Raw genomic sequence first — 22,917 nt, 5'->3', positions numbered from 1 at the left:
CGTATCGGTTTCGAGCCCAATGGCCTTTATTTCATCAGCAAGAGTCCGTTCTGCATGTCGGGTAGCCTGTTCGATATTGAGACGTTGCTCGCTCCCCTCGACGGGGCCGATGGCGCCGGCACCGATCTGCGCGGCGACTATTCGCCGACCTCGCCCTACCAGAAGCTGCGCGACGCGCGGGCCGAGGCCAGGGCCGAGGAACGTGCGCTCGAGACCTCAGAGGAAGCCGAGCCCGCCGTGCCGCAGGGCTGGCGCGAGGTGAAGCGGCTCGGCCTCGACTGCATTGGCGGCCGCAGCAAGGATTTCGAGGTCGCCACTTGGCTGCTGGAGGCGCTGGTCCGGCTCGACGGCCTGCCTGGCCTCATCGCCGGCTCCGAGTTGCTGTCCGGCCTGCTGGAGCGCTTCTGGGAGCCCGGCTTCCCGCAGCCCGACGAGGACGGGATGGATATCCGCGCCGCCCCGCTCAGCGGCCTCTCCGGCGAGGGCGCCGACGGCACGCTGATGCAGCCGCTCCGCCGCATCCCGCTGTTCCGCCGCCCCGACGGACGCGGCGTCAGCCTCTATTCCTGGAAGATCGCCGAGGACACGGCAGCCATCCCGGACGAGGGCGAGAACCGCCGCCGCCGCGAGGCCCGCTACGAGGCCGGCGTGCCCGAGCTGAGGGCGCTCGAGACCGAGGCGCGCATCGACGCCGCGACGCTGCGCCGCACCGCCCAGCAGGCCGTGGCGGCGCAGCGCGCCTGGGCCGCGCTCGGCACGCAGATGGACGCCCGTTTCGGCGACCTCGCCCCGAACACGCGTCGCGTCACCGAGGCGCTGGAGCAGATCCTGGCCCTGGCAACGCGGCTGGTCGGCCCGGTCGCCGAGGCGAGCCCGGAGGATGCCAACGCAGCGGCGCCGGCGGAGGAGGTGACGGCGGTGGCGGAGGAGGGACCGGCAATGGGCGGCGTGATGGCAGCGGTGCCCCGTGCGCTGCGGACCCGCGAGGATGCGATCCGCCAGCTGGAGGACCTTGCGGAGTTCTTTCGCAAGACCGAGCCGCATTCGCCGCTGGCTTATACCCTCACCGATGCCGCCCGCCGCGCCCGCCTGCCGCTGCCGGAGCTACTCGCCGAGGTCCTGCCGGACAGCGGCGCGCGTCAGGCGATGCTCACCATGCTCGGCATTCGTACTGCCATGGGCGAGAACGAGTGACAGGCTGATCAACTGGTCATCAAGGGTTTGATTGACGGCAATTGTCGCCGCCGCGTATCGTGTTGGCCCTATGCCAGAACCGTTACCGGTGCGAATTGGGAGAGGGTAGATGAGCGGTAGCGTTCACCAGAAGCTGGCTCGGGTCCGCAAACCTCGCGTCCACATCACCTACGAAGTCGAGACCGAAGGCGCCGCCGTCGAGCGCGAGCTGCCCTTCGTCGTCGGCGTCATGGGCGATTTCGCTGGGGACCCTTCCGAGCCACTCAAGCCGCTCGCCGAACGGAAGTTCGTGCAGATCGATCGCGACAATTTCAATGATGTCATGGCCCGCATCCAGCCCGGCCTGAACATCAAGGTCGACAACACCCTTGCCGGCGACGGCAGCCAGATGGCGGTCAACCTGAAATTCCGGTCGATCGAGGATTTCGAGCCGGCAAAGGTGGCCGAGCAGGTGCCGGCGCTGAAGGCGCTGATGGATACCCGCGCCAAGCTGCGCGACCTGATGAGCAAGGTGGACCGCTCGGACGAGCTCGAAGGGCTGCTCGAGGAGGTTCTGCAGGACAAGGACAAGCTGGCGGCGCTGTCCTCCCAGCTCGGCCTCGACAAGAAGGGGGGCTGATCCATGAGCGAGACACAATCCTCGTCCGCCGCCGCCACGACCACCACGGAGGAGGCGGGGCTCGGCCTGCTCGACCAGGTCCTCGGCGCCACCAAGCAGACCGAACGCGACCGCGCCCAGGATCTCATCAAGGCGCTGACCGAGGAGGCGCTGAAGGGCACCGTCACCTACAGCCGCAACCTCACCCAGACCTTCGAGCGGGCGATCGCCGCGCTGGATGCGCAGCTGAGCACCCAGCTCAACGCGGTGATGCACAACGAGCGCTTCCTGAAGCTCGAGGGCTCCTGGCGCGGCCTGCACTACCTGGTGATGAACAGCGAGACGGGCACCTCGCTCAAGCTGCGCATGCTCCAGTGCAGCAAGCGCGAGCTGTCGCGCGACCTGCAGCGCGCGGTCGAGTTCGACCAGAGCCAGATGTTCAAGAAGATCTACGAGAACGAGTTCGGCACGCCGGGCGGCGAGCCCTATGGCGCGCTCGTCGGCGACTACGAGTGGACCAACCACCCGGACGACATCGAGACGCTGCGCCTCGCCTCCAACGTAGCGGCCAGCGCCTTCGCGCCCTTCATCTCGGGCGTCGGCGCCGGCATGTTCGGCTTCTCCGACTGGCGCGAGCTGTCGAAGCCGCGCGACCTCGCCAAGATCTTCGAGACCGCGGAATACGCGAAGTGGCGCTCCTACCGTGACACGGAGGACAGCCGCTTCGTCTCGCTGGTGATGCCGCGGGTCATTGCGCGCCTGCCCTATGGCGCCGGCACCGTCCCGGTCGACGAGTTCGGCTATGAGGAGGCGCCCTTCGACGAGGCCGGCCGCGCCAAGGCGATGGACCACAACGACTACTGCTGGATGAACGCGGCCTACGTGATGGCGCAGCGCCTCACCGACAGCTTCGCCCAGACCAATTTCTGCGTCGCCATCCGCGGCGCCGAGGGTGGCGGCAAGGTGCAGAACCTGCCGACCCACGTCTTCACCTCGGACGATGGCGACTTGGACGCCAAGTGCCCGACCGAGATCGGCATCACCGACCGGCGCGAGGCGGAGCTGTCCTCGCTCGGCTTCCTGCCGCTCTGCCACTATCGCAACACCGACTACGCGGTGTTCTTCGGTGCCCAGTCTACCCAGAAGCCGAAGAAGTACGACCGGCCGGAGGCGACCTCCAATGCCGCCATCTCGGCGCGCCTGCCCTACCTGATGGCGACCAGCCGCTTCGCCCATTTCCTCAAGGTCATGGCGCGCGACAAGATCGGCTCCTTCATGGAGGCCTCCGACTGCGAGCAGTGGCTGAACCGCTGGATCCTCAACTACGTCAACGGCAACGCGAGCGCGGGGGCCGAGACCAAGGCGCGCTACCCGCTGCGCGAGGCGAAGGTCGAGGTGAAGGAAATCCCAGGCCGTCCGGGCTCCTACAACGCCATCGCCTATCTGCAGCCCTGGCTGCAGATGGAGGAGCTGACGACCTCCATGCGGATGGTCGCCCGTATTCCCCAGAAGGCCTGACCTGATCTGGCCCGGCTTCGGCCGGGCCACGGCCACGGTATCGGGAGAGGGAGCGCCGCAGCATGGATGGATCGCCGGCCGCGGCGACGGCCGATGCTGGTGCCTCGGCCCCGGCCCTGCGGGCAGCCGCCCTCGCCGGCGCCTTCCTCGGCCGGTCCGGCGCCGCCGCGGCCGATGGCATCGCCAGCTTCCTGGTCGAGGGCCCGGCCAATGCCCTGCATCTCTGGTTCGGCGCCGGCAGCCTCGCCGCGATCCTCGATCATGACGGCAGCCGTCGTGGCCGGGCCGAGGCCATGGCGCGGCTGGAGGAAGCCGTCGACCGCGACATCGCCACCATCGACCGGCTGATCTCGGAGCAGCTCGACGCCGTGCTGCGCCAGGAACGCCTGCGCCGGCTGGAAGGCTCCTGGCGCGGCCTTCATTGGCTGGTCAACCGGCTGCCACCGGGGCGGAGCTGCAAGGCGAAGCTGCTGACCCTCCGCTGGTCGGAGCTTTGCCGCGATTTCGAGCGTGCCATCGAATTCGACCAAAGCCAGCTCTTCAAGAAGGTCTACGAGGAGGAGTTCGGCACGCCCGGCGGCGAGCCCTACGGGCTGCTCTGCGGTGACTGGGAACTGCGCCCCTTCCCCGGCCCCGGCAGCAACACGGATGACGTCTCCGGCCTCGATGCGCTGGCCGCCGTCGCCGCCGCCGCCTTCTCGCCGACGGTCGTCGCCGCCCACCCTTCGCTCTTCGGCCTCGACCAGTGGCAGGAGCTCGGCCCCGCGATCGACCCGACCGAGCCGATGCGCGGGGCGGCCCCCCGCCGCTGGCGCAGCCTGCAGGAGCGGGAGGATACCCGCTTCCTTTCCGTGCTGCTGCCGCGCGTCCTCGCCCGTCCGCCCTGGCCGGACAATGGCAGCCGCGCCGACCGCTTTCGCTACCGTACGGATGCCGGCCAGCCGGGCGCCCGCGCCTGGATGAGCCCGGTCTACCCGCTCGCGGCCGTCGCCATGCGCGCGTTTGCCAGCCATGGCTGGCCGGCCGACATCCGCGGCGCCACCGTTCATGCCGGAGCCATGGGCGGCGTCGTCGACGGGCTGCCGGCGGAGCGCCTCCGCTCCGACCCGCCCGGCCCGCCGCCGCGCCCGCCGGTCGAGCTCGCCCTGACGGACGATCAGGAGCGCCAGGTGGTCGAGGCCGGCCTCATGCCGCTGATCGGCCTCGAGGGCCTGCCGGAGGCCGTCTTCGCCGCCGCGCCCAGCCTTCATCGCCCGCCGCGCATGACGGGCGAGGCGGCCAATGCCAACCAGCGCCTTTCCGCGCAGTTCAACGCCGTGCTCTGCGTCAGCCGCTTCGCCCATTGCGTGAAGATGATGGGCCGCGACATGGTCGGCAGCTTCAAGACGCCGCAGGAGATCGAGCGGCGGCTGCAGACCTGGCTGATGCAGTTCACCAGCACGACCAGCGGGGCCGCCGGCGAGAGCGGCGCCCGCCAGCCGCTCCGCGCCTCCAAGGTCGAGGTGCGGGAGAAGCCCGGCCAGCCCGGCGTCTTCGGCTGCACCATCCTGATGCAGCCGCATTTCCAGCTGGACGAGGTGGGCGCTGCCTTCCGGCTGGTCACCGACCTTTCCGCGCCGAGGGCCGCAGCATGAGCACGATCGGTGACGCGTTCCAGAAGGGCGACCTGCCCGCCGCCATCGCCGCCGCAACGGCCGGGGTGAAGGCCGCCCCGCGCGATGCCGGCGCCCGCTGGCTGCTGACGGAAATGCTGCTCTTCTCCGGCGATGTGGAGCGCGCCGACCGCACGCTCGACAGCGTCATCGAGGATGAGCCCTCCCCCGCCGTTCTCGAATTCCGTCGCCTGCTGCGGGCCGAGGTCGTGCGCCGCCAGGTCTTCGGTGAAGGGCGCGTGCCGAAATTCCAGGGCGACGAGGCGACGCCGGCCCAGACCGCCGCGATGCGCGCCGTCACCCTGCTCCGCCTCGGCGATGCCGCAGGCGCCGCCGCCGCGGCAGCAGAGGCCGAGGAGCTTCGACCCCGCGCCCCCGGCGAGGCCGAGGCGCCCGACGGCAAGGCGACCCCCTTCGACGATTTCCGCGACGCGGACGACATGTTCAGCCCGCATCTCGAAGTGCTGACCGCCGGCGGCGAGTACATGTGGGTGCCGATCGAACGCCTCCAAAGCCTGGTCTTCGAGGCGCCCCGCCGCCCGCGCGACCTCTTCTGGCGCCGCACCAACCTCACCCTGAAGGACGGCACCGAGGGCCTCGTTTTCGTCCCCGCCATCTATCTCTGGACCGATCCGGCGACGCCCGCCGCCCTCAAGCTCGGCCGCGAAACGGATTGGCCCGACGCCGGCGCCGGCCCGGTGCGCGGCCTCGGCCAGCGCCTCTTCCTTGCCGGCGAGGAGGCCCTGCCGCTCGCCGATGCGGGCACGCTGACCTTCGCATGAGCGATGCGACGCGCGGCTGGCGCATCCGGCTGCCGCTGCTGGACCGGCTGCTGGATGCCGATCCGGCGGCGCCGGTCGATCCGCCGGTCACCCAGGCCTATGCGGTGGAGCTGCTGCGCCAGGCGGTGCGCCGCGACATGGAGGCGCTGCTGAACGCCCGCCGCCGCCGCGTCCCCCTGCCTGCCGAGCTCGCCGCCCTGCCCGTCTCGCCCCTCGGCTATGGCGTGCCGGACCCGACCGCAGGCAGCTTCACCGAGGACGAGCGGCGCGAAGCCCTCGCCCTCGAGGTGGAGGCCGCGATCCGCCGCTTCGAGCCGCGGCTGACCAATGTCCGGGTGACGCTGGCCAAGGCGCCGCGCGAGCAGGCGGAGCCGTTCGACCGCACCCTCCGTCTCCGCGTCGAGGCGGTGCTGCGCAGCGACCCGGTGCCGGAGCAGATCAGCTTCGAGACGCAGCTCCGCCCCGTCACCTTCGACGTCTCCGTGCGCGAGGGCTGAGATGTCGGAAACGCTGCTTCCCTATTACAACCGCGAGCTGGCCGCGATCCGCCGCGATGCCGGCGAGTTCGCCGAGGCCTTCCCCAAGGTCGCCGGCCGCCTCCGCCTCTCCGCCGAGACGGTGGACGACCCCTTCGTCGCCCGGCTGCTGGAGGGCATCGCCTTTCTCGCCGCACGCGTCCAGCACCGGCTGGACGACGAACTGCCCGAGATCAGCGATGCGCTGCTCGAGATGCTCTCGCCGCACCTGCTGGCGCCCGTCCCCTCGATGACCACGCTCCGCCTCGTCCCGCCCGCCGATACGCGCGCGCCGGTGAAGGTGCCGCGCGGCCTTGCGGTCGAGACGGAGCCGGTGCGCGGCGAGCCCGTGCGCTTCCGCACCTGCCATGACGTGACGCTCTGGCCGCTCGTCATCGACTCCGCGCGCCTCTCCGGCCTGCCGCTCACCGCGCCCGCCAATCCGCGCGCCGCCGGCGCCGTCGCCTGCCTCCGCCTCACGCTGCGCACCACCTCGCCTGACCTGCCGATGGCGGAGCTCGGCCTCGACCGGCTGCGGCTGCATCTCCGCGGCATCGGCCCCGCCGCCGCCCAGCTGCACGAACTGCTCTGCACCGCGACCCTCTCCATCGCCCTCGCCGATGGCCCGGCCGACCCGCGCCCCACCATCCTCGGCGCCGGCGCCCTGCAGCCCGGCGGCTTCGAGGCGGAGGAGGCGGCGCTGCCCTGGCCGCGCCGCGCCTTCTCCGGCCACCGTCTGCTGACCGAGTTCTTCGCCTTCCCCGAGAAATTCCTCTACCTCGACCTCGATGGGCTCGATGCCCGCAGCCTCGTCCAGAAGGGCGACCGGCTGGAGGTCTTCATCTACCTGTCCCGCTCCGTGCCGGAACTGGAGCGCATGCTAACGGCGGAAAATTTCGCCCTCGCCTGCACGCCAGCGGTGAACCTCTTCCCGCAACGCTGCGAGCCCATCGCCCTCGACGGCACCCAGTCCGAATGGCTGGTCGTGCCGGATGCCCGCCGCCCGACCGCGCTCGAAGTCTACGCCGTCGAGCAGGTGCGCGAGAGCCGCGCCGACGGCACCCGCCGCTTCGTCCTGCCCTTCCACCGTCTCGGCCGCGCCGATGCCGAGGGCGAGGCCGCCGAGGCCCACTACATCGCCAGCCGCCGCCCGGCCCCGCCCGCACTCGGCGGCACGGAGACGCTGCTGAGCCTGCGCGACGCCGCCTTCGACCCGCATCGCCCGGCCGATGGCGTGCTGACGGTCGAAGCACTTTGCTGCAACCGCGACCTGCCGAGCATGCTGCCCTTCGGCGGCGGGCAGCCGCAGCTCCGCATCGCCACGGGTGGCTCGCCCGCCGCCCACGCCGAGGCGCTCTCGCCGCCGACGCCGACGCTCCGCCCCGATCTCCGCGAGCGCGGCGCCTGGAAGCTGATCTCGCATCTCGCGCTCAACCATCTCTCGGTCAGCGGCGGCGAGGCTGGGGCGCTGGCGCTGCGCGAGATGCTTCGCCTGCACGACCTGCGCGACAGCGCCGAAAGCCGCTCATCCCTCGCCGCGCTGCTCGCCGTCGACGCCAAGCCCGGCGTCGCACGCCTTCCCGGCGGCAGGCCCGGCGCGCTGGTGCGCGGCCTCGACGTGACGCTGACCTATGACGCGCAGCGCTGGCAGGGCGGCGGCCTCTACCTGATGGCGGCGATCCTCGAGCGCTTCCTCTCGCTCCAGGTCTCGGTGAATGCCTTCGTCCGCACCAGCGTCGCCTTGCGGGGCCGCACCGGCACCGTCGCGCAATGGCCAGCGCGGAGCGGCACGCGGTCGCTGCTGTGAACGCCCCGCCGCCGCCCATCCGGGCGCTGCCCGCCGCACCCCACGCCAGGCTGATGCAGGAGCCGACGCGTTTCAGCCTCGACCAGGCGGCGCATCTCCTGGCCCCGGGCGGAGATGTGCTGGCGCTGCGCTACCGCACCGTGCTCCGCCTCGGCCATCCGGAAGGCGAGATCGGCGCGCCCCGCACCGAAGGGCGGCAACTCCCCGTGACGACCTTTGGCCTGGTCGGGGCGGGTGGCGTGCTGCCGCGGCATTTCACGGCCCTGGTCGGGACGGAGCAGCGCAAGCGGTCTGAGGCGCTGCACGCCTTCCTCGACATGGGCGCCTCGCGCTTCACCGGCCTCTTCGTCAAGGCGGGCGACAAGTACCGCCCGACGCGGGACCCGGCGCCGGCCGAGCGGGCGCTGGCCGCCGTCATCGGCCTCGCCACCCCGCATCTCGGGGGACGGCTCGGCCTCGACCTGCCACGACTGCTCTACCATGCCGGCAACCTCGCCTCCCGCAGCCGCTCCGCCGCCCGGCTCCAGGCGATGCTGGAGGAGGAGACGGGCCTCCCCGTCCGCATCGAGGAATTCGGTGGCGGCTGGATCCGCCTGCCGCCCAGCGAGCGGACCAGGCTTGCGGGCGGCGGCCGCGGCCGGACGATCGGCGGCCAGCACGCGGTGCTCGGCCAGGGTGCCGTCGCGGGGGCGGAAACCTGGGACAGCCAGGCCCGCTTCACCATCCGCATCGGCCCGCTCGACCGCGAGCGCTTCCAGGCCATGCTGCCCGGCACGCCGCAGCATGCCCGCGTCCTCGCCCTGGCCCGCCTCTTCGCCGGACTCGATACCGGCTTCGCCATCAACCCGGTGCTGGCGGCGGAGGCGATTCCAGCATTGGCCCTCGGCCAGGGGCAGCTCGGCTGGTCGTCCTGGCTCACCACGCCTCGGCCCCGGCGGCGCGACGGGGCGGAGCCGCGCTTCGAGGGCAGCCTTGTCACGCCGAAGTGAGAAGCGTGGTGCCCCTCCTCCGCCCACTCCGCCAGAAACCCCGGCGTACATGGCGACAGGACGACATGCCGCAATGTTGGTTTTACGCTATCATAACGGCCATGGACGGAGGCGCCTCATGACCTGCACTGCTCGGACCCTGCTGATGCTCGGCGCCGCGGTCATGCTCTCCCCCGGTCAGGCCGAAGCCCAGCGCAGCCAGGCCGACAACCCGAACATGCGGGAGCTGATCGAGCAGCTTCAGCCGGGAAGCACCCGCGGCATCCGCATTCCCGGCCAGCCGCCTTCGGCCGCCACGCCAGCAGCCCAGCCTGCCACCACCGCGCCACCCGGCACCGCCGCCGCCTCGATCATGCTGCGCTTCGCCACCGGCTCCGCCACGCTGACGCCGGAGGCCGAGCGCAGCCTGAACGAGCTTGGCCGCGCCCTCGCCTCCTCCGACCTGGCGCCCTACCGCTTCCGCATCGAGGGCCATACCGACACCGTCGGCAGCCCTGTGCTGAACCAGGCCCTGTCCGAGCGCCGCGCCGCCGTAGTGCGCGACTACCTGACCAAGCGCCATGGCGTCAGCGCGGCGCGGCTGGAATCGATCGGCCTCGGCGAGAGCCAGCCCCTGGTCGCCACCCCGGACGAAACCGCGGAGGCGCGCAACCGCCGCGTCCAGATCCTCAATCTCGGCAGCTAGGCCTGCCATGTCCCCCCAACGTCCCGACCGAGAAAGCACCCGCATCATGGCCCGGCTTCCCGTGCTGGCCTGCCTTGCAGCCACGCTCGCCCTCACTTTTCCCGGCCTCGCCGGCGCGCAGAGCGACAGCGCCGCGCAGTCGCTGATCGACCGGTTAAGGCCCTCGGGCACCGCCGGCACCCGCGGCATCCGCTTGCCGGGCGAGGCGCCCGCCGCCCCCGCCCCGGTCGCCGCCCCGGCCCCGGTCTGGAGCACCCCGGCCCGGCCCCAAACCCCGTCTGCGGACCAGGCGGCGACCGCCCGGCCGCCCGCGCCACGCACCGCGCCACGCGAGACAACGGCGGATGCGCCTTCGGTCTCCATCACCGTGACCTTCCCGAGTGGCTCAGCCACGCTGACGCCGGAGGCCGAGCGCGCGCTCGCCCCGCTCGGCCGCGCCCTCGCCTCGCCCGACCTTGCCCCCTATCGCTTCCGCATCGAGGGCCATACCGACACGGTCGGCGATGCCGCGGTGAACCAGGCCCTTTCCGAGCGCCGCGCCGCCGCGGTGCGCGACCATCTCATGCACGTCTATGGCGTGCCCGACAGCCGGATGGTGGCGGTCGGCTTCGGCTCCTCGCAGCTGCTGGTGCCGACGCCGCCGCAGGTGAACGAGTCGCGGAACCGCCGCGTCCAGGTCGTCAATATCGGCAGCTGAGCCGCCCATGAAGAGGGCCGAGGACGATACGGTCAGGCTTCCGTGCCGAACGGCGGGGCCTGCCCGCGCCGGGCTGGCGCGGGGCGCCGCCCTCCTGGGCGCGATCGGCGCCGCCCTGGCCGCGGCCTGGGCCTGGATGGGTACGGCGCCTTCACCGCCCCCGGCCCTGCCGCCCCCCGTCGCCGTCGCGCCTGCCGTGCCGCTTCTGGCCGAGGCGGATCTGATGGCCCTGTTCCCCGACCGGCCGACCCTGCTGCGGCTGCGCGAGAACCCCCGCGTCTTCGTCCTGCTCTTCCCGAGCCTCGCCCTCCAGGGGGCGGCGATGAACCGCGCCGCCGCGCTCGTGGAGAAGGCCGGCCTGCCGCGCGACCGGCTGCTCGACGGCGTCGAGCTCGCCGCCGCCATCGCCCGCAGCGGCGACACGGCGGAGACCTGGTATCTCGGCCATGACTATCGCTCGGCCGACCTCGCCCGCTTCTTCGCCATCGCCGAGCGCGACCGCGTGGCACTGACCGAGGCGGAGCTCTGGCTGCGCACGCAATTCGTCGAGGCCCTGACCTTGTCCGGGGCCCAGCCCTTTGCCCTCGTCTCGGTTGCAAATCCGGGCGGAGCGCTGGACGCGGCGATGCGGAGCGCCGTGCTGCGGCACGAGATCGGCCATGGCCACTACTTCACCCTGCCCGGCTTCGCCGGACATGTGCAGGGGGTCTGGCGGACCGGATTCACCGAGGCGGAGCGCGCGGCCTACCGCGCCTATCTCGGCCGCGAGGGCTATGACACGGACAATGACGAGCTGATGGCCAACGAGGCCATGGCCTACACGCTCTTCACCCCGGATCCGCGCCTGTTCTCGCCTGCCCTCGTTGGCCTCCCGCCTGCCGCCGTGGAGCGGCTGCGCGAAGCACTGCGCAGCGGGCTGGCGCTGCCATAGAGCGTATTCCGGTCAGGTGGAGGCACCTGGTCGGCGTAGTTCGCCCGATAAAACCAGAGGCCAGAGCGGGGTCCGTGAGCCGGGGCGAACGGAAACCGCTCTGGCCCGCGATTGCCCCGGGTGGAAACACCGGGGGCAGAAATAGCCTGCTCCGACGACGGCCCCACGGGACCGGCGGCGATCAGCGCCGCGCCACCGTCTCCACCAGCACCGCCTGGACGGCGACGCGGCCCTTCTGCTGCTGCGCGGCCTTCAGCCCGGTGGCCAGCGCGCGGAGATAGTCCTCCGCCCTCTCCAGCACCGGCCGCCGCTGGGCGAAGACCGGACGGTCCGAGGTGAAGACCAGCACCAGATCCGTGCCGAAAGGCTCATCGACCTCCCAGCCCGTGAAGCTGCCGCTCGGGTCGCCGAGCCGCAGCTGCGCGTTCGGCGCCTCCGCACGCGAGGGCACCAGATGCGCCACCTCGCCCGATTGCATCAGGTAGGTGACATAGAGCTGGCTCGGATGGGGCGGCATGGTGACGGAGAGGCGCAGCAGCTCCCCCTTGGCCAGCGGCGAGCTGCCGATGAGCCCGGCCGCCGGACCGGCATCCGGCGCCGCCAGATAGGGCCGCACCAGGTCCAGCGCGTCGCAATACGGCCCGTTGAAGCTTCGGAGCTGCATCTGCACCGCCTCCGGCGGCAGGCCGCGCGTGGCGACCTGCTGGCGCAGCACCGCCTCGTCGCCGCTGCGGAGGATGCCGGTGAGCGTGAGGTTCGTCCCGGTGGACGACCAGGAGATCAGGCTGCACGGCGTCTCGGCCATCGCCGCCCCGGCCGCGGCGAGGTCGGCGCGAAGCTGCTCGGCCCGCCGCCGCGCCTCATCGGCCGCCTGCTCGCGTCGCGCGGTTTCCTGCTGCCGGGCCGCCTCGGCGGCCTGCTGCTGGCGGGCGGCCTCCTCGCGGCGGCTGGCCTCGTCCCGCGCCCGCCGCTCCACCTCCGCCTTGGTGTCGGAGATGGCCGGCGCGGCATCCGCAGTCGTCGTCGGCGGCGCCATGGGCTGCGGCGGCTGGGCCTGGTTGGCCCTCTGCCGCGCCTCCTGCTCCGCCGCCTGGCGAAGCTGCTCCAGCCGCTGCTGCTCGGCCTGCTTGCCGTCGCCGCCGCTGCCGAAGAGGAAGAAGGCGGCAATGCCCGCGGCGGCCAGCGCCCCCGCCCCGCCGGCGATCAGCCCGACCGGCGCCTTTCGAGCCGGCGCGGTGGGCGGGGGCGTTGGCGCGGCAGGCCGCGGCGCCGGCGCAGCGGGCGCGATGGTGCCGACCACCGTCGCCTCGCTGTCGAGCCCCGGCAGCCGGCCCGCATCGGGGAAGCCGCCCGGGGCCACGGCCGGCGCCACCGCCGCCTCGCGGATCGCCGCGGCGAAGGCGGCGGCATTCGGGTAGCGCTCCTCCGGCCGCTTGGCGAGTGCCGTGGCGATCACCGCGTCGAAGGCCTGCGGCGCCGTCACCGAAAGCTTGGAGGGCGGTGGCGGCTCGGTATGCAGCGCCTTGTGCATCACCGCCGAGAAGCCGCCCTCGAAGGGCTTCTCGCCGGTCAGCAGCTGGTAGAGCATGACGCCGGCCGCCCAGATATCGGCCCGCGCATCCACAGTCTCGCCGCGCAGCTGCTCGGGCGCCATGTAGCTCGGCGTGCCCATGACCGTGCCGATCTGCGTGAGCGAGGAATTCTCGAGCCGGGCGATGCCGAAATCGGCCATCTTCACCGCACCATCCCCGGCCAGCATGATGTTGCCCGGCTTGATGTCCCGATGCACCACGCCGCGGGCGTGGGAATAGGCGAGCGCCGCCAGCACCTGCTCCATGATGCGGACGATCTCGGCGACGGGGAAGCGCTCCTTCCGGTCCAGCCGGTCTTTCAGCGAGCCGCCCTCGACGAGCTCCATGACGATCCAGGCCGCTTCGGCATTCTCGCCGTAGTCGTAGACGCCGACGATGTTCGGGTGGGCCAGCCGTCCCGCGGCCTGCGCCTCGCGGCGGAAGCGGCCATGCGCCTCCACCCCCTCAGGGTCGCCCGGCGACGGGCGCTTCACCACCTTGATCGCCACCCGCCGCTCGATGTTGCGGTCGAGCGCGTCGTAGACGGTGCCCATGGCGCCGCTGCCCAAGGTGCCGCGCAGCTCGTACTTTCCGGCGATCTCGTTCGGAATCATCCGCGCAGCAACCTCGAGGCTTCCAGTATGCTGCCCGGCGGGGTAGCGCATGCCGGACGGAGCGTCACCTTACAGCCTGGGCGCGGATTCCGCTGCCGCCGATTGCACCGGCGCGGCACGCCGCCCGTCGCCGATCAGCGCGAAGGGCGCCCAGTAGAAGGGGTGGCCGAAGGCCTCCGGGAGCCGCCGCCCTGCCTCGTCGAGCTGCAGCAGCTGCGCGCCGCGCAACGCCGCCGCCGAGGAGGCGCCCGCCTGCTGGCGCCGAAGCGAGTCGGCGACGGTCAGCGCGGCGGCGGCATCGTCCACCGCCCAGTGCGTCACCATCAGCCCGCGCGCCCCGGCATAGAAGAAAGCGCGCGCGAGGCCCGACAGCGCCTCGCCGCCCCCTGCCCCGCCCGGCCCGCCGGTGTTGCAGGCCGAAAGGATGACGAGGTCGGCATCGAGCTTCAGCCCGAGCAGGTCGCTCGCCTTGACGAAGGCCGAATCCGCATCCGCCGCTCCCGCCTTGGCGGAGACGACGATCGAGAGTTCCTGCAGGCAGGAGAGCTCGCCCGGCAGCAGCGCGTGGGTTGCCAGGTGGATGATCCGCCGCTGGCCGAGATCGGCCGCCCGCAGCGAGGCGGCGGTGAATCCCGCGCCGAGGCGGATGTCCTGCGGCCGCGCTCCGGTGAGCCTTTCGGCCTCCTCCACCTCGATCCGCGTGCCCGGTAGCCGCACCAGCCCGGCGGCCAGCCGCGCATCGGCGGCGCAGCGGTCAGCGGGGAAGCTGCGGATGAGCTGCGCCGGCGTCGGCGGCACGAAATCGCCGAAGCCGGCATAGGGCAGCGGCGCCGCGGAGCCGAGCCCCGCGCCGCGCAGCGTCACCAGCGTCTGCGGCGAGGGCACGTGCACGATGGCGTGGCGGCGCACCAGCCAGGGTGCCGCGCCGAGCGCCGCAGGGTCGGCCGGCCCGGTCAGCAGCATGCCGAAGGGAATGCCGAGCAGCGGCCCGTCGGGCACGACGACCAGAGTCTCGGCCCCATCCAGCGCCCCGGCCAGCGGCGCCAGCAGCCCGGCATGGAGCGCCTGGGCCGGCGCCGGGTCGAAGCGCCCCGGCCGGCCGGCCGAATCTACCGTGCCGGCGCGCAGAGCATTCACCAGCCGCCCGGCCTCCGCCTCGGTGAGGCTGGAGCGCGCCGTCCACACCTCGCCGCCGCGCACCATCAGCACCCAGCCATGGCTGCGGCCGAGCAGCATGGTGACCAGCGCCTCGCGCGGCCCGAGCGAGGCGGCGACCGCATCGGCATCGACGGAGTTCAGCAGCAGCTGCCGATAGCCCGGCGCTGCGGCAGCCACGGTGCTCTCCGCCTCGGCCCGCGCCTGCTGCGCCGCGGCGATGCGGGCATCGAGCCCCGCCGCACCGGTATCGCGCTCGGCGAAGAGCGCGCGCAACACCTGGTCGGCATCCTGCAGCCTGCGGACCGCCTCGGCGACGCGCGCATCGCCCGCTGCCGCGCCGATCCGCGCGCTCGCCTGCTGGACGAAGCGCACCGTGTTGCTGCGCTGGGCCAGCTGCGCCACGGCGAAGGCTTCCCTGCGGAGTGCCCGGCCCTCGGCCGGCCGGGCCGTGGCCTCGGCATCGAGCGTGTCGAGATAGGGTAGGACGAGGTTGATCGGCAGCGCGATCTGCCGCGCGCGGAGGATGGCGGCGCCGGCACGGAAGGCGGCCAGCGCCTCCTCCCGCCGCCCGACCGCCGCGCGCCGCGCACCGTTGAGGAAGAGCGTCACCGCCTCCGGCCGCTCGCCCGGGGCGGCGATGGAAAAGCGCTGCGCCGCTGCCTCCAGCTGGCGCGTCGCCGCGTCGTCCCGCCCGAGCGAGATGGAGGTCCCCGCCTCCGTCCGCAGCGAACGCGCCACCAGCAACCCGTTCTCGAGGCCGGTCTGCCGCAGCAGCCGCCGGCTCTCAGCGATCAGCGACGGCGCCTCGGCCTTGTCATCACTGCGGGCGACGACGCGGGCCAGGTTGCGCCGCACTTCTGAGAGGCCAAGCATGGCGGAGACGGCCGCCGGGTCGCTTACCAGCCCGCTGCCCTCGTTGCCCTGCAACAGGCTCGGCGGCACGAGCGCCGCATAGAGCGCCTCCGCCTCCCGCAGCCGGGCAAGGCCGGCCGCGTCCTGCCCCTCCTGGAACAACGACAGCGCCTGGTAATGCGCCAGCCGGGCGCGCGCCACCGGGTCCCCGGCCCGCTCGGCGAGCGGTGCGGCCCGGGCGAAGAGCGCCGCCGCTTCCTGCCCCCGCCCCTGGTTCGACAGGTTGAGCGCCAGATGCACCAGGGCCGTCACCGTATCCGGGCTGTTGCGGCCGAGCACGCGCTCCTGCAGGGCGAGCGCCGCGCGGTAGGCATCCTCGGCGGAGGCGAAATTCTCCGCCTGGTTCAGCTCCCGCCCCAGCATCATCAGCTCCTCGTAGCGGCCGACGTCATTGGCGCTGAAGGCTTCGGCCGAGAGCCGCCGCACGGCGATCTCGAGCGCGGCGGAACGCGCCTGCCCCGCCGTGCCGGCCGAGACGCGGCCGGTCGCCAGCCCTTCCATCACCGGCGCCGCCGTCGCCACGCCATCGGCCAGCACCGGCCCCTCCGGCCCGGCGGCGACCAGCGCGACATGCGGCCAGCCGCCATTCTTCCGGGTGCAGGCCAGCAGCCGCGCCGGCACGCCGCCCGCCAGCGTCGTCGCCTGCGGCGCGGCGCAGGCGACGCGCTGGTCGAGCCAGGTGCGCCACAGCCCGCCCGAAGCCAATGCATCGAGCCGTGCCGCATCCACCGCGCCGCGCAGCTGCACCACGCGCGCCGCCGGCTGCGTCCAGCCGCCGCAATAGACCTCGCGGCTGCGGGCCACCGGCAGGTCGGCCGGCAGCGCGGCGCCGCCCTGAGCGGTGCAATCCTCGCCGCGCGCGTCCTTGCCGGCGGGATCGACCGGCCCGCTGCCAGGCGTCGCGGTGACATAGGCGCCCTCCGGCGGCCGGGTGCAGCCGAAGAGCGCCAGCATCAGCAGCAGCGGAAGGCGGGGCATGGCGCGGTTCCGGCTCACTGGTCGTCCTCCTCGCCGATATTCGGGATCAGGACATCGGAGAGGTTGATGCGGTTGTTCTCGATGGTGAAGCGCGCCTGATCGGTCGGCCGCGGCGGCAGGAGCTGGATGGAAGGCGGCACCACGCAGTTGATCGAGCCGATGACGCAGCTGTTGATGCGGTACTTCTGCAGCGAGCTGGCCTCGATCGGCCGGGTGATGTCGGCGAAGCGCGCCGCCTCCGCCCCGACCGAGCCGTCCAGCGCGCCGAAGAGCGTGGCCCCGCCCCCCGCGCCATGCACGGCGAGCCGCCCCGCGGTGACGGTGCCGGAGACGCTGCCGCCATCGACCAGCAGGAAGACGGCGGACCGACCGGCATTGAGGTTGAGCGCCACCGGCCCCGCCGCCGTCGTCTGGTCCGGCAGGCCGAAGGCGCCCGGCCCCTGCGCACCCGGCGCGCTGCGCACCTGGGTCGGTTGCTGGTTCGGCGGCGTGCCGGCGATATCCGGCCGGACGATGGTGAGAGGGCTGCGGTCCGGCGCGAGCCGCGTGTCGAACAGCACCGCCGGCAGCGGCCCGCCACGCGGCGTCACCAGCACCGGCCCGAGATGGGCGACGCCCCCCGGCGCCGCGAAGAGGAGCGCCGAGCCGATGGTCGCGGTGCCGCCATCCGTCGTCATGGCGCCCGCGCCGCTGGTGCTGCCATAGGCGGCCGGGTTCGGACGCCCGGCCTCGAAATCGCCGGTGTCGGCGTCGAGGGTGAGCTTCGCCAGTGTCATCCCGCCACCGGTCACCACCCGCACCTGCTGGCCGGCACGCAGCGTGCTGGCGCCGATGGCTCCAGTGCCTCCCGCCGTCAGCAAAACATCGCCCGCGGTCGAGGCGAGGTTGCTCCGCAGCACGGCGAGGCTGCCGCTGCCGGCCGCCGCCGCCAGTCGGCCCGGCGTGGTCAGCGTGGTGTCCGTCAGCGAGATGGCTCCCCCGGCGGCAAGGCCAAGGCCGGTCGCCCCGCTGGCGGCGGCGTTGCGCAGCACCACACCGCCATTGTCCGAACGGAGCGAGAGCGCCCCGCCGGTGCTGCGCAGCGCCGGCTGGGTGGAGCTGTCGCCATCGGTGACGAGCAGGTCGCCCGCCCCGCGCAGCGCGGCATCGCCGGCTCCGGTGATGCTGCCCCGGGTCACGGTCACCCCGCCCGCGCCGGCGGCCAGGGAGAGGCTGCCGCCCGCGGTGAGCGTGCTGTCGGCGAGGCTGGCCGCGAGCCGGCTGGCAAGTGCCATTCCTGCCCCCGACGCGATCCGCGAACTCATGGCGGTAAACGCCCCGCCACCGGCGAAGCTCACCCCGCCCATGGCCGAAAGGGTCGCATGGGTGAGGCCGGTATCGCCCCCGGCCGCCAGGTCGATGCCGCCACCCGCGGCAAGACTGGAGCCGCCGAGGCTCATCGCCCCGCCGGTGGCGAGACTCATGGTCCCGCCCGCCGTCGCCGTCACCCCGATCGTCTGCAGGGTGCCGCCAGCGGTGAGGCCCAGCGCCCCCGCCGCGACGAGGCCGGCCGAGGAGAGCGCGATGCCGCCACCCGCGGCCTCGAGCGCCGCGCCGGTGAGGGCGACATCGCCCCGCGCCGTGAGGCCGACATCGCCGGAGGCGCGCAGGGCGGAGCCGGTTATGCCCAGCGTCCTGCCCGCCAGTACCGTCAGCGCCCCGCCATTCGCCCGCAAGGCTGCATCGGCGATGGTGACGGCGCCCGCCGCCGTCAGCCCGATCCCCTGGGCGGCCGTGAGCGTCGCGCCCGAGAGAGCGATGCCGCCGGCGCCCGCCAAGTCAATTCCGCCGGCGGTCGAGGTCAGGCTCGGCGTCTGGCCGCCGCTCGCGCTCAGGCCGATGCCGAGCCCGGCCCGCAGCGTCATGCTGCCGCCGGTGACGCTGCCATTCACCTGGCCGATGCCGCCCTGGAGCGCGGTAAGGCTCACTGCCTCGCCCGCCGCGAGGGCGCTCCCCTCGAAACTCAGGCTGCCCTGCGCCGAGCGGATGCCGAGCGCCCCGCCCCCCGCCGCGAGGCTCGACGCCGCCACGCCGACGGCGCCGCGCGCGTCGAGGACCATGGCAGCCGCGGCCGCGAGGCCGGAGCCGGCGATGCGGATCCCCCCCGTCGCCGCCGTCAGGCCAAGGTCGGCGGCGGAAGCCAGTGTCGCGCCGGTCAGGCTCACATCCCCGGCCCTGGCCGCCAGGGTGAGCGCGCCCGTCACCGTCCGCAGCAACGGCGAGGCGCCGCCATCCGCCGTCACACCGATCTCCTGCCCCGCCTGCACCACGAGGCTGTCCCCGACCAGTCTGCCGCGCCGCTGGTTGATCGTGCCCGCGGCAGTGAGCGTCATGGCCCCGCCCGCCGTGACATCGGTGGTGTCGAGCGCCATGCCGGCGCCATTCGCCGCGATGCCGAGCCCGCCATTCCACGCGGTAAGGCCGGTGCCGGTCACCCCGACGCCCCTGGCCGCGACGATGCCGAGGCCCGTGCCCGCGGTGAGGCTGGAGCCGGCGATGCCGAAATCCCCGCCGGCCCGCAAGGTGAGGGTGGTCCCCGCCGTCGCCGTCGCATCGGTCACCGACATTGCGCCGGTGTCCGCATGCCAGGACTGGCTGCCGCTCGCGGTCAGGCCGCTGTTGCCGATGGTGAAGGCTTCGCCCGAGGCCAGGGCGAGGGCGCCACCGGCACGGAGCATGCTGCCCGTGACGACGAGCGGGCTCTCCTGCCCAGCGGCAGCGAACAGCCCCGCCGTGATGCCGAACGCCCCGCCCGCGGTGAGGTTCGAGCCGCTGATCCGGATATCCGCGAGCCCCGCCCGGCCAAGCGTGCCGGTCGCCAGCGTCATCGCCTCGCCCGATTGCAGCGTGGCGCCGGTCAGCGCGATCGTCCCGAGATCGGTCGCCAGGCTGAGCGCTCGGCCCGCGCCGAGGCTGCCGCTCACCGCAATTTCCCCACGGGGCGGTGCGCCGGAGGCCTCGCCACGCTCCGTCAGCAGCAACAGGTCGCCGCCCGCGTGGACGCTGCCCGTCACCACCAGATTGCCGAAATCCGTGGCCACCAGCCTGAGCGAGCCCGTCGTCGTCACCGGCCCGCTGATGGTGTAGCCGAAGCCGCGGATCAGGCTGGCGCCCGCCCCGCCGACCGTCGCGGCGGCAAGGGTGTTGAACCGGTTCCGCTCGCCAAGCGTCACCGGCCCTTCCGCCTGCAGCCGCAGGGTTCCGGCCTGGATCAGCGCCCCGCCATCCTGGCCGATGCTGCCGCCGGCGATCAGCGAGAGCGTCCCCGTCGCCATCGCGCCGCCCGGCGCAGCGATGCCGCCGACCGCGGCCACCGCATTCGCCAGCCGCAGGTCGCCGGACTGGGCGATGGCGACATCGGGGCCGCTCACCGCGTTCACCAGGAAGCTGTTGCCGGCATTGTCGAGGATGACGTCGCCCGCCGCCGCCGCCCGCAGCGCCGGCACGATGACCGCGCCGCCACTGCCCCGGATCGCTCCGGCGGAGAAAAGCTCGAGCGCCTGGACCTGTGCCGTCGCGCCGCGCAAGGTGACGTCGCCCCGGATGCTGATCAGCCCGGCGCCTGCCGCCGGCTGGCCATCGAGGTGCCCGATGCGCAGCACCTGCGCCGCCAGCCCGCCCGGGCCCGCGCCGCCGCCGAGCCGCGCCAGCTCATCCGTGGCGAGGTGGAGCGTATTCGACCCGCCGGGGATAGCCGCGCCGCCGAGCGCGACTTCGCGCCCAGCCGTGTGCGGCGCGATCTCGATGGTGCCGCCCGGCGCCCGAACCGGCGCCTGGATGTCGAGGTCGTCCGCCTGCAGCGTGATCGTCCGGCCACCCCCTGGCACCGACCGGCCGACCAGGATGGCGTCGGGTCCCGCACCCGCATCGCCCGCAACCACGCTGCCGGCGAGAAGCCTCACCGCCCCGCCGGGGAGACCGTCGCGCAGGCTGAAACGACCTGCCTCGCTCACGATGCCGGCCAGCTGCTCGATGCGGTTCGCGCCATCGCCCGGGTCGAGCAGGATGTCGCCCACCGCCGTCGCCGCCAGGACCGGCACCACCAGCCGCGTCCCTGCCTGTTGGACGATGCCGCCCCGGGCATGGAGCTCAAGCCGCCCGGTGCGGGCGTCCAGCCCCGTCGCCGGATCGGCAAGGTCGACCCGTCCGGCGATGGCGACCTGGCCGAAATCGCTGCCGCCATCCGGCGTATCGACCTGCCCGAGCCGCAGCCGCGCCGTGGCGCCGACAGGCAGAAGGTCGAGCTCCGCGCTGTCGAGCGTCACCGCATTCGGCGTGCTCGCGCCGCTCGCTCCGCCGAGCACCAGCGCCGCGCTGCCATCGCGGAGATAGGGCGAGAGGCTGACCGTGCCGCCCGGCGCCGCCAGCCCGGCGCCGAGGGCGAAGTCATCGGCGAAGAGGCGAAGCTCACGCCCGGTGCCGGCGCTGACCAGCTGGCCGGTCCGCAGCAGCGGCACCGTGCTGGCCAGGGTGAAGTCCCCGCCCGCGGTGAAGCCGTCGATCCGCCCGATATCGTTGCCGGCGGCCCGTGCCGCCAGCGTGCCCGGCAGGGAGATGCCGTTCAGCAGGGTGACGCTGCCGCCCGCCATGCCGCTCAGCACCGGGGTGGTGATCCGCCCGCCCGTGCCTTGCGTGACGGCGCCGCCCGCCCGGAGCTGCAGCGCCGCCCCGGCCGAGACCAGCCCGCCATCCTGGGTGATGTCGCCGCTTGCCTGGAGCAGCACGCCCGCGTTGCCGCCGACCGTGCCGCCGGCGAGGGCGATGCTGCCCGCCTCGGCCCTGACCACCATCGCGCCGTCCGCACGCAGCGTCGCGCCGGCCATGGTGATGCCGCCGGCCAGTGCCGTCACCGTCAGCATGCCGCTGGCGGTGGTGCTGCCGCCCGCCGCGACGAAGCCGGTGACGCCCGATGCCCCGGCGGTGCCGACCGTCGCCGCCACGTCCGACCCATCGATGAGGCCGGCTTGCAGGATGCGGCTCCGTGCGCCGAGCGTGACCGCGCCGCCACGGATGACGCCGCTCGCGCCGTTGAGGATCTCGGTGGCCGCCGTGAGCGTGATCGCGCCGTTCACGCCGCTGCCGCGGCTGTCGATCGCCCCGGTATTGTCGATGCGCGAGCCTGTCGAGGTGACGAAGATCGGGCGCCCGTTGCCGGCCAGGCTGCCGGCGATGCCGACCGTGAGCCCGCCCTGCAGCCGCAACTCGGCCGTGGCATCCGCTGCCGCATCGAGTCCGGCGCTGATCGTGACGCCAGATCCGACGCTGATGTTGCCGCCGCTCGCCATCGCCCGGACGCTGCGCCCGGCGGCCATGTTGCCGGCCAGCGCGCTGCTGCCGATGCCGGTGAGCATGGCGTCCCGTCCGGCGGACAGGGCGCTCCGCACCTGATAGCCCCCGCCGGCGTCGAGCATGAGGTCACGGCGCGCCGCAACGGTGTCGCCCTCGACCATCACCAAGCCGGCCGAGGCCACCGAGATGTCGCGCCCCCCCGCCAGGGCCAGCGTATCGAGGCTGCCGGCCAGCGCCACGGAGCCGCCGCCGACGAGGATGTCGCCATGCAGCCCGCTGGTATCCCCCGCCTGCACCGTCGATCCGGCAAAGACGGAGACGCCTGGAACACCGCCCTCCAGCACCACGTCGCCATCGCTGGCCCGCACCAGCACGGGTGTCGCCGGCGCGCCGATATCGAGGCCGAAGCCGCGCAGCCCCACATTCGCCGTGCCGGCGGCCCCATCCGCCACCACATCGCCGCGCAAGGTCAGCTTGCGCGCGCTGAGCAGGGCGATGCTGCCATCGCTGACCCGGATGCCGGCGGCGCCGACCGCATCGACCTGATTGACCGCCGCGCCGATGCCATCCACCCGGTCGAGCGTGAAGCCATCGGCCGCCCTGCCGGTCAGCGCCGCCACCGTGACCACGCCGCCGGCTTGCGACACGCGCTGCGCGTGCAGGTCGAGCACCGCGGCGTTGCCCGGCGCCACGTCACCGGCGATGACCATCGCCGTCGCCGTCGCCGCGCCGCCGTCGGAGCCGACCCGCAACCTCCCCGCCGGGCCAGGCTGCAACCGCCCGATCTCGGCGCTGTCGAGCGCGAAGGCCGCGCCGTCAGCGGCACCGAGCGTCACCGGCCGGCTCAAGCGCGGCAGCAGGTTCAACACCGCCAGGCTGCCGGACCGGGCGCCGATCGCCGCATTCACCGCGAGGTCGTCCGCGCGCAGGGTAATGGTCTTCCCGTTGCCGGCCAGGATGCTCGCCTCGTTGGCGAGGAGGGCCGCGT

The 22,917-nt window shown here is 73.4% G+C and carries 14 protein-coding genes; 11 read left to right on the top strand and 3 right to left on the bottom strand.

Features of this window, described 5'->3' with window-relative positions; translation table 11 throughout:
- The first annotated feature begins 54 nt into the window (after positions 1 to 54).
- The 11 genes from tssA (at position 55) to LH62_RS18455 (ending at position 11,368) form a co-directional block, all read left to right on the top strand.
- Positions 55 to 1,194 carry a type VI secretion system protein TssA gene (gene tssA, locus LH62_RS18505; protein ID WP_043363553.1) on the top strand — a complete coding sequence of 380 codons (1,140 nt, stop codon included), beginning with the start codon at positions 55 to 57 and terminating at the stop codon, positions 1,192 to 1,194.
- 109 nt (positions 1,195 to 1,303) lie between these two features.
- Positions 1,304 to 1,813 carry a type VI secretion system contractile sheath small subunit gene (tssB, locus tag LH62_RS18500; RefSeq protein ID WP_043363552.1) on the top strand — a complete coding sequence of 170 codons (510 nt, stop codon included), beginning with the start codon at positions 1,304 to 1,306 and terminating at the stop codon, positions 1,811 to 1,813.
- Positions 1,814 to 1,816: 3 nt separating this feature from the next.
- Positions 1,817 to 3,310 carry a type VI secretion system contractile sheath large subunit gene (gene tssC / locus LH62_RS18495; RefSeq protein WP_043363551.1) on the top strand — a complete coding sequence of 498 codons (1,494 nt, stop codon included), beginning with the start codon at positions 1,817 to 1,819 and terminating at the stop codon, positions 3,308 to 3,310.
- A 62-nt stretch (positions 3,311 to 3,372) separates the two neighbouring features.
- Positions 3,373 to 4,944 (top strand): type VI secretion system contractile sheath large subunit, encoded by a 1,572-nt coding sequence (gene tssC, locus LH62_RS18490; protein WP_052214666.1) that lies wholly within the window; start codon positions 3,373 to 3,375, stop codon positions 4,942 to 4,944.
- Positions 4,941 to 5,744: a type VI secretion system accessory protein TagJ gene (locus LH62_RS18485; protein ID WP_043363550.1), complete on the top strand. Its 804-nt coding sequence runs from the start codon at positions 4,941 to 4,943 to the stop codon at positions 5,742 to 5,744. The genes tssC (LH62_RS18490) and LH62_RS18485 overlap by 4 nt, the downstream gene beginning before the upstream one ends.
- Entirely contained in the window at positions 5,741 to 6,241 is a 501-nt protein-coding gene (tssE, locus tag LH62_RS18480; protein WP_043363549.1) for a type VI secretion system baseplate subunit TssE, read from the top strand. Before LH62_RS18485 ends, tssE begins: the two co-directional genes overlap by 4 nt.
- Position 6,242: 1 nt before the next feature.
- On the top strand, positions 6,243 to 8,066 hold the full coding sequence (gene tssF, locus LH62_RS18475; RefSeq protein ID WP_043363548.1) for a type VI secretion system baseplate subunit TssF: 1,824 nt from the start codon (positions 6,243 to 6,245) through the stop codon (positions 8,064 to 8,066).
- Positions 8,063 to 9,055 carry a type VI secretion system baseplate subunit TssG gene (gene tssG / locus LH62_RS18470; protein ID WP_160299852.1) on the top strand — a complete coding sequence of 331 codons (993 nt, stop codon included), beginning with the start codon at positions 8,063 to 8,065 and terminating at the stop codon, positions 9,053 to 9,055. The genes tssF and tssG overlap by 4 nt, the downstream gene beginning before the upstream one ends.
- 118 nt (positions 9,056 to 9,173) lie before the next feature.
- Positions 9,174 to 9,740, top strand: coding sequence for an OmpA family protein (locus LH62_RS31570; protein ID WP_052214664.1), 567 nt, complete (start codon positions 9,174 to 9,176; stop codon positions 9,738 to 9,740).
- A gap of 46 nt (positions 9,741 to 9,786) precedes the next feature.
- Entirely contained in the window at positions 9,787 to 10,437 is a 651-nt protein-coding gene (locus LH62_RS18460) for an OmpA family protein (RefSeq protein WP_043363546.1), read from the top strand.
- Positions 10,438 to 10,444: 7 nt separating this feature from the next.
- Entirely contained in the window at positions 10,445 to 11,368 is a 924-nt protein-coding gene (locus LH62_RS18455) for a hypothetical protein (protein WP_043363545.1), read from the top strand.
- A gap of 181 nt (positions 11,369 to 11,549) precedes the next feature.
- Here the strand turns inward: LH62_RS18455 and LH62_RS18450 are convergent, their stop codons facing one another.
- Genes LH62_RS18450 through LH62_RS18440 form a run of 3 tightly spaced genes read right to left on the bottom strand, consistent with a single transcriptional unit; the run spans position 11,550 to position 21,229 of the window.
- Positions 11,550 to 13,604 carry a serine/threonine-protein kinase gene (locus LH62_RS18450; RefSeq protein WP_082012649.1) on the bottom strand — a complete coding sequence of 685 codons (2,055 nt, stop codon included), beginning with the start codon at positions 13,602 to 13,604 and terminating at the stop codon, positions 11,550 to 11,552.
- 18 nt (positions 13,605 to 13,622) lie between these two features.
- Positions 13,623 to 16,601 (bottom strand): CHAT domain-containing protein, encoded by a 2,979-nt coding sequence (locus LH62_RS18445; RefSeq protein ID WP_144404531.1) that lies wholly within the window; start codon positions 16,599 to 16,601, stop codon positions 13,623 to 13,625.
- Positions 16,602 to 16,615: 14 nt separating this feature from the next.
- Positions 16,616 to 21,229, bottom strand: coding sequence for a hemagglutinin repeat-containing protein (locus tag LH62_RS18440; RefSeq protein WP_236552661.1), 4,614 nt, complete (start codon positions 21,227 to 21,229; stop codon positions 16,616 to 16,618).
- Between the last annotated feature and the right edge of the window lie 1,688 nt (positions 21,230 to 22,917).

Source organism: Belnapia sp. F-4-1, assembly GCF_000802185.1.
In the GTDB taxonomy this organism is placed as follows: Bacteria; Pseudomonadota; Alphaproteobacteria; order Acetobacterales; family Acetobacteraceae; genus Belnapia.
The sequence above is the reverse complement of the archived record's forward strand: the minus strand, read 5'-3'. Positions and strand labels throughout refer to the sequence as shown.

What these genes read in the sequence shown, in the direction of transcription:
- tssA (WP_043363553.1), top strand. Translation starts at nt 55, where the DNA reads ATGTCGGGTAGCCTGTTCGATATTGAGACGTTGCTCGCTCCCCTCGAC.
- tssB (WP_043363552.1), top strand. Translation starts at nt 1,304, where the DNA reads ATGAGCGGTAGCGTTCACCAGAAGCTGGCTCGGGTCCGCAAACCTCGC.
- tssC (WP_043363551.1), top strand. Translation starts at nt 1,817, where the DNA reads ATGAGCGAGACACAATCCTCGTCCGCCGCCGCCACGACCACCACGGAG.
- tssC (WP_052214666.1), top strand. Translation starts at nt 3,373, where the DNA reads ATGGATGGATCGCCGGCCGCGGCGACGGCCGATGCTGGTGCCTCGGCC.
- LH62_RS18485 (WP_043363550.1), top strand. Translation starts at nt 4,941, where the DNA reads ATGAGCACGATCGGTGACGCGTTCCAGAAGGGCGACCTGCCCGCCGCC.
- tssE (WP_043363549.1), top strand. Translation starts at nt 5,741, where the DNA reads ATGAGCGATGCGACGCGCGGCTGGCGCATCCGGCTGCCGCTGCTGGAC.
- tssF (WP_043363548.1), top strand. Translation starts at nt 6,243, where the DNA reads ATGTCGGAAACGCTGCTTCCCTATTACAACCGCGAGCTGGCCGCGATC.
- LH62_RS31570 (WP_052214664.1), top strand. Translation starts at nt 9,174, where the DNA reads ATGACCTGCACTGCTCGGACCCTGCTGATGCTCGGCGCCGCGGTCATG.
- LH62_RS18460 (WP_043363546.1), top strand. Translation starts at nt 9,787, where the DNA reads ATGGCCCGGCTTCCCGTGCTGGCCTGCCTTGCAGCCACGCTCGCCCTC.
- LH62_RS18455 (WP_043363545.1), top strand. Translation starts at nt 10,445, where the DNA reads ATGAAGAGGGCCGAGGACGATACGGTCAGGCTTCCGTGCCGAACGGCG.
- LH62_RS18450 (WP_082012649.1), bottom strand. Translation starts at nt 13,604, where the DNA reads ATGCGCTACCCCGCCGGGCAGCATACTGGAAGCCTCGAGGTTGCTGCG.
- LH62_RS18445 (WP_144404531.1), bottom strand. Translation starts at nt 16,601, where the DNA reads ATGCCCCGCCTTCCGCTGCTGCTGATGCTGGCGCTCTTCGGCTGCACC.
- LH62_RS18440 (WP_236552661.1), bottom strand. Translation starts at nt 21,229, where the DNA reads ATGGCGGGCGGCAGCGTCACCCTGCTGAACGGCATCTCCCTGCCGGGC.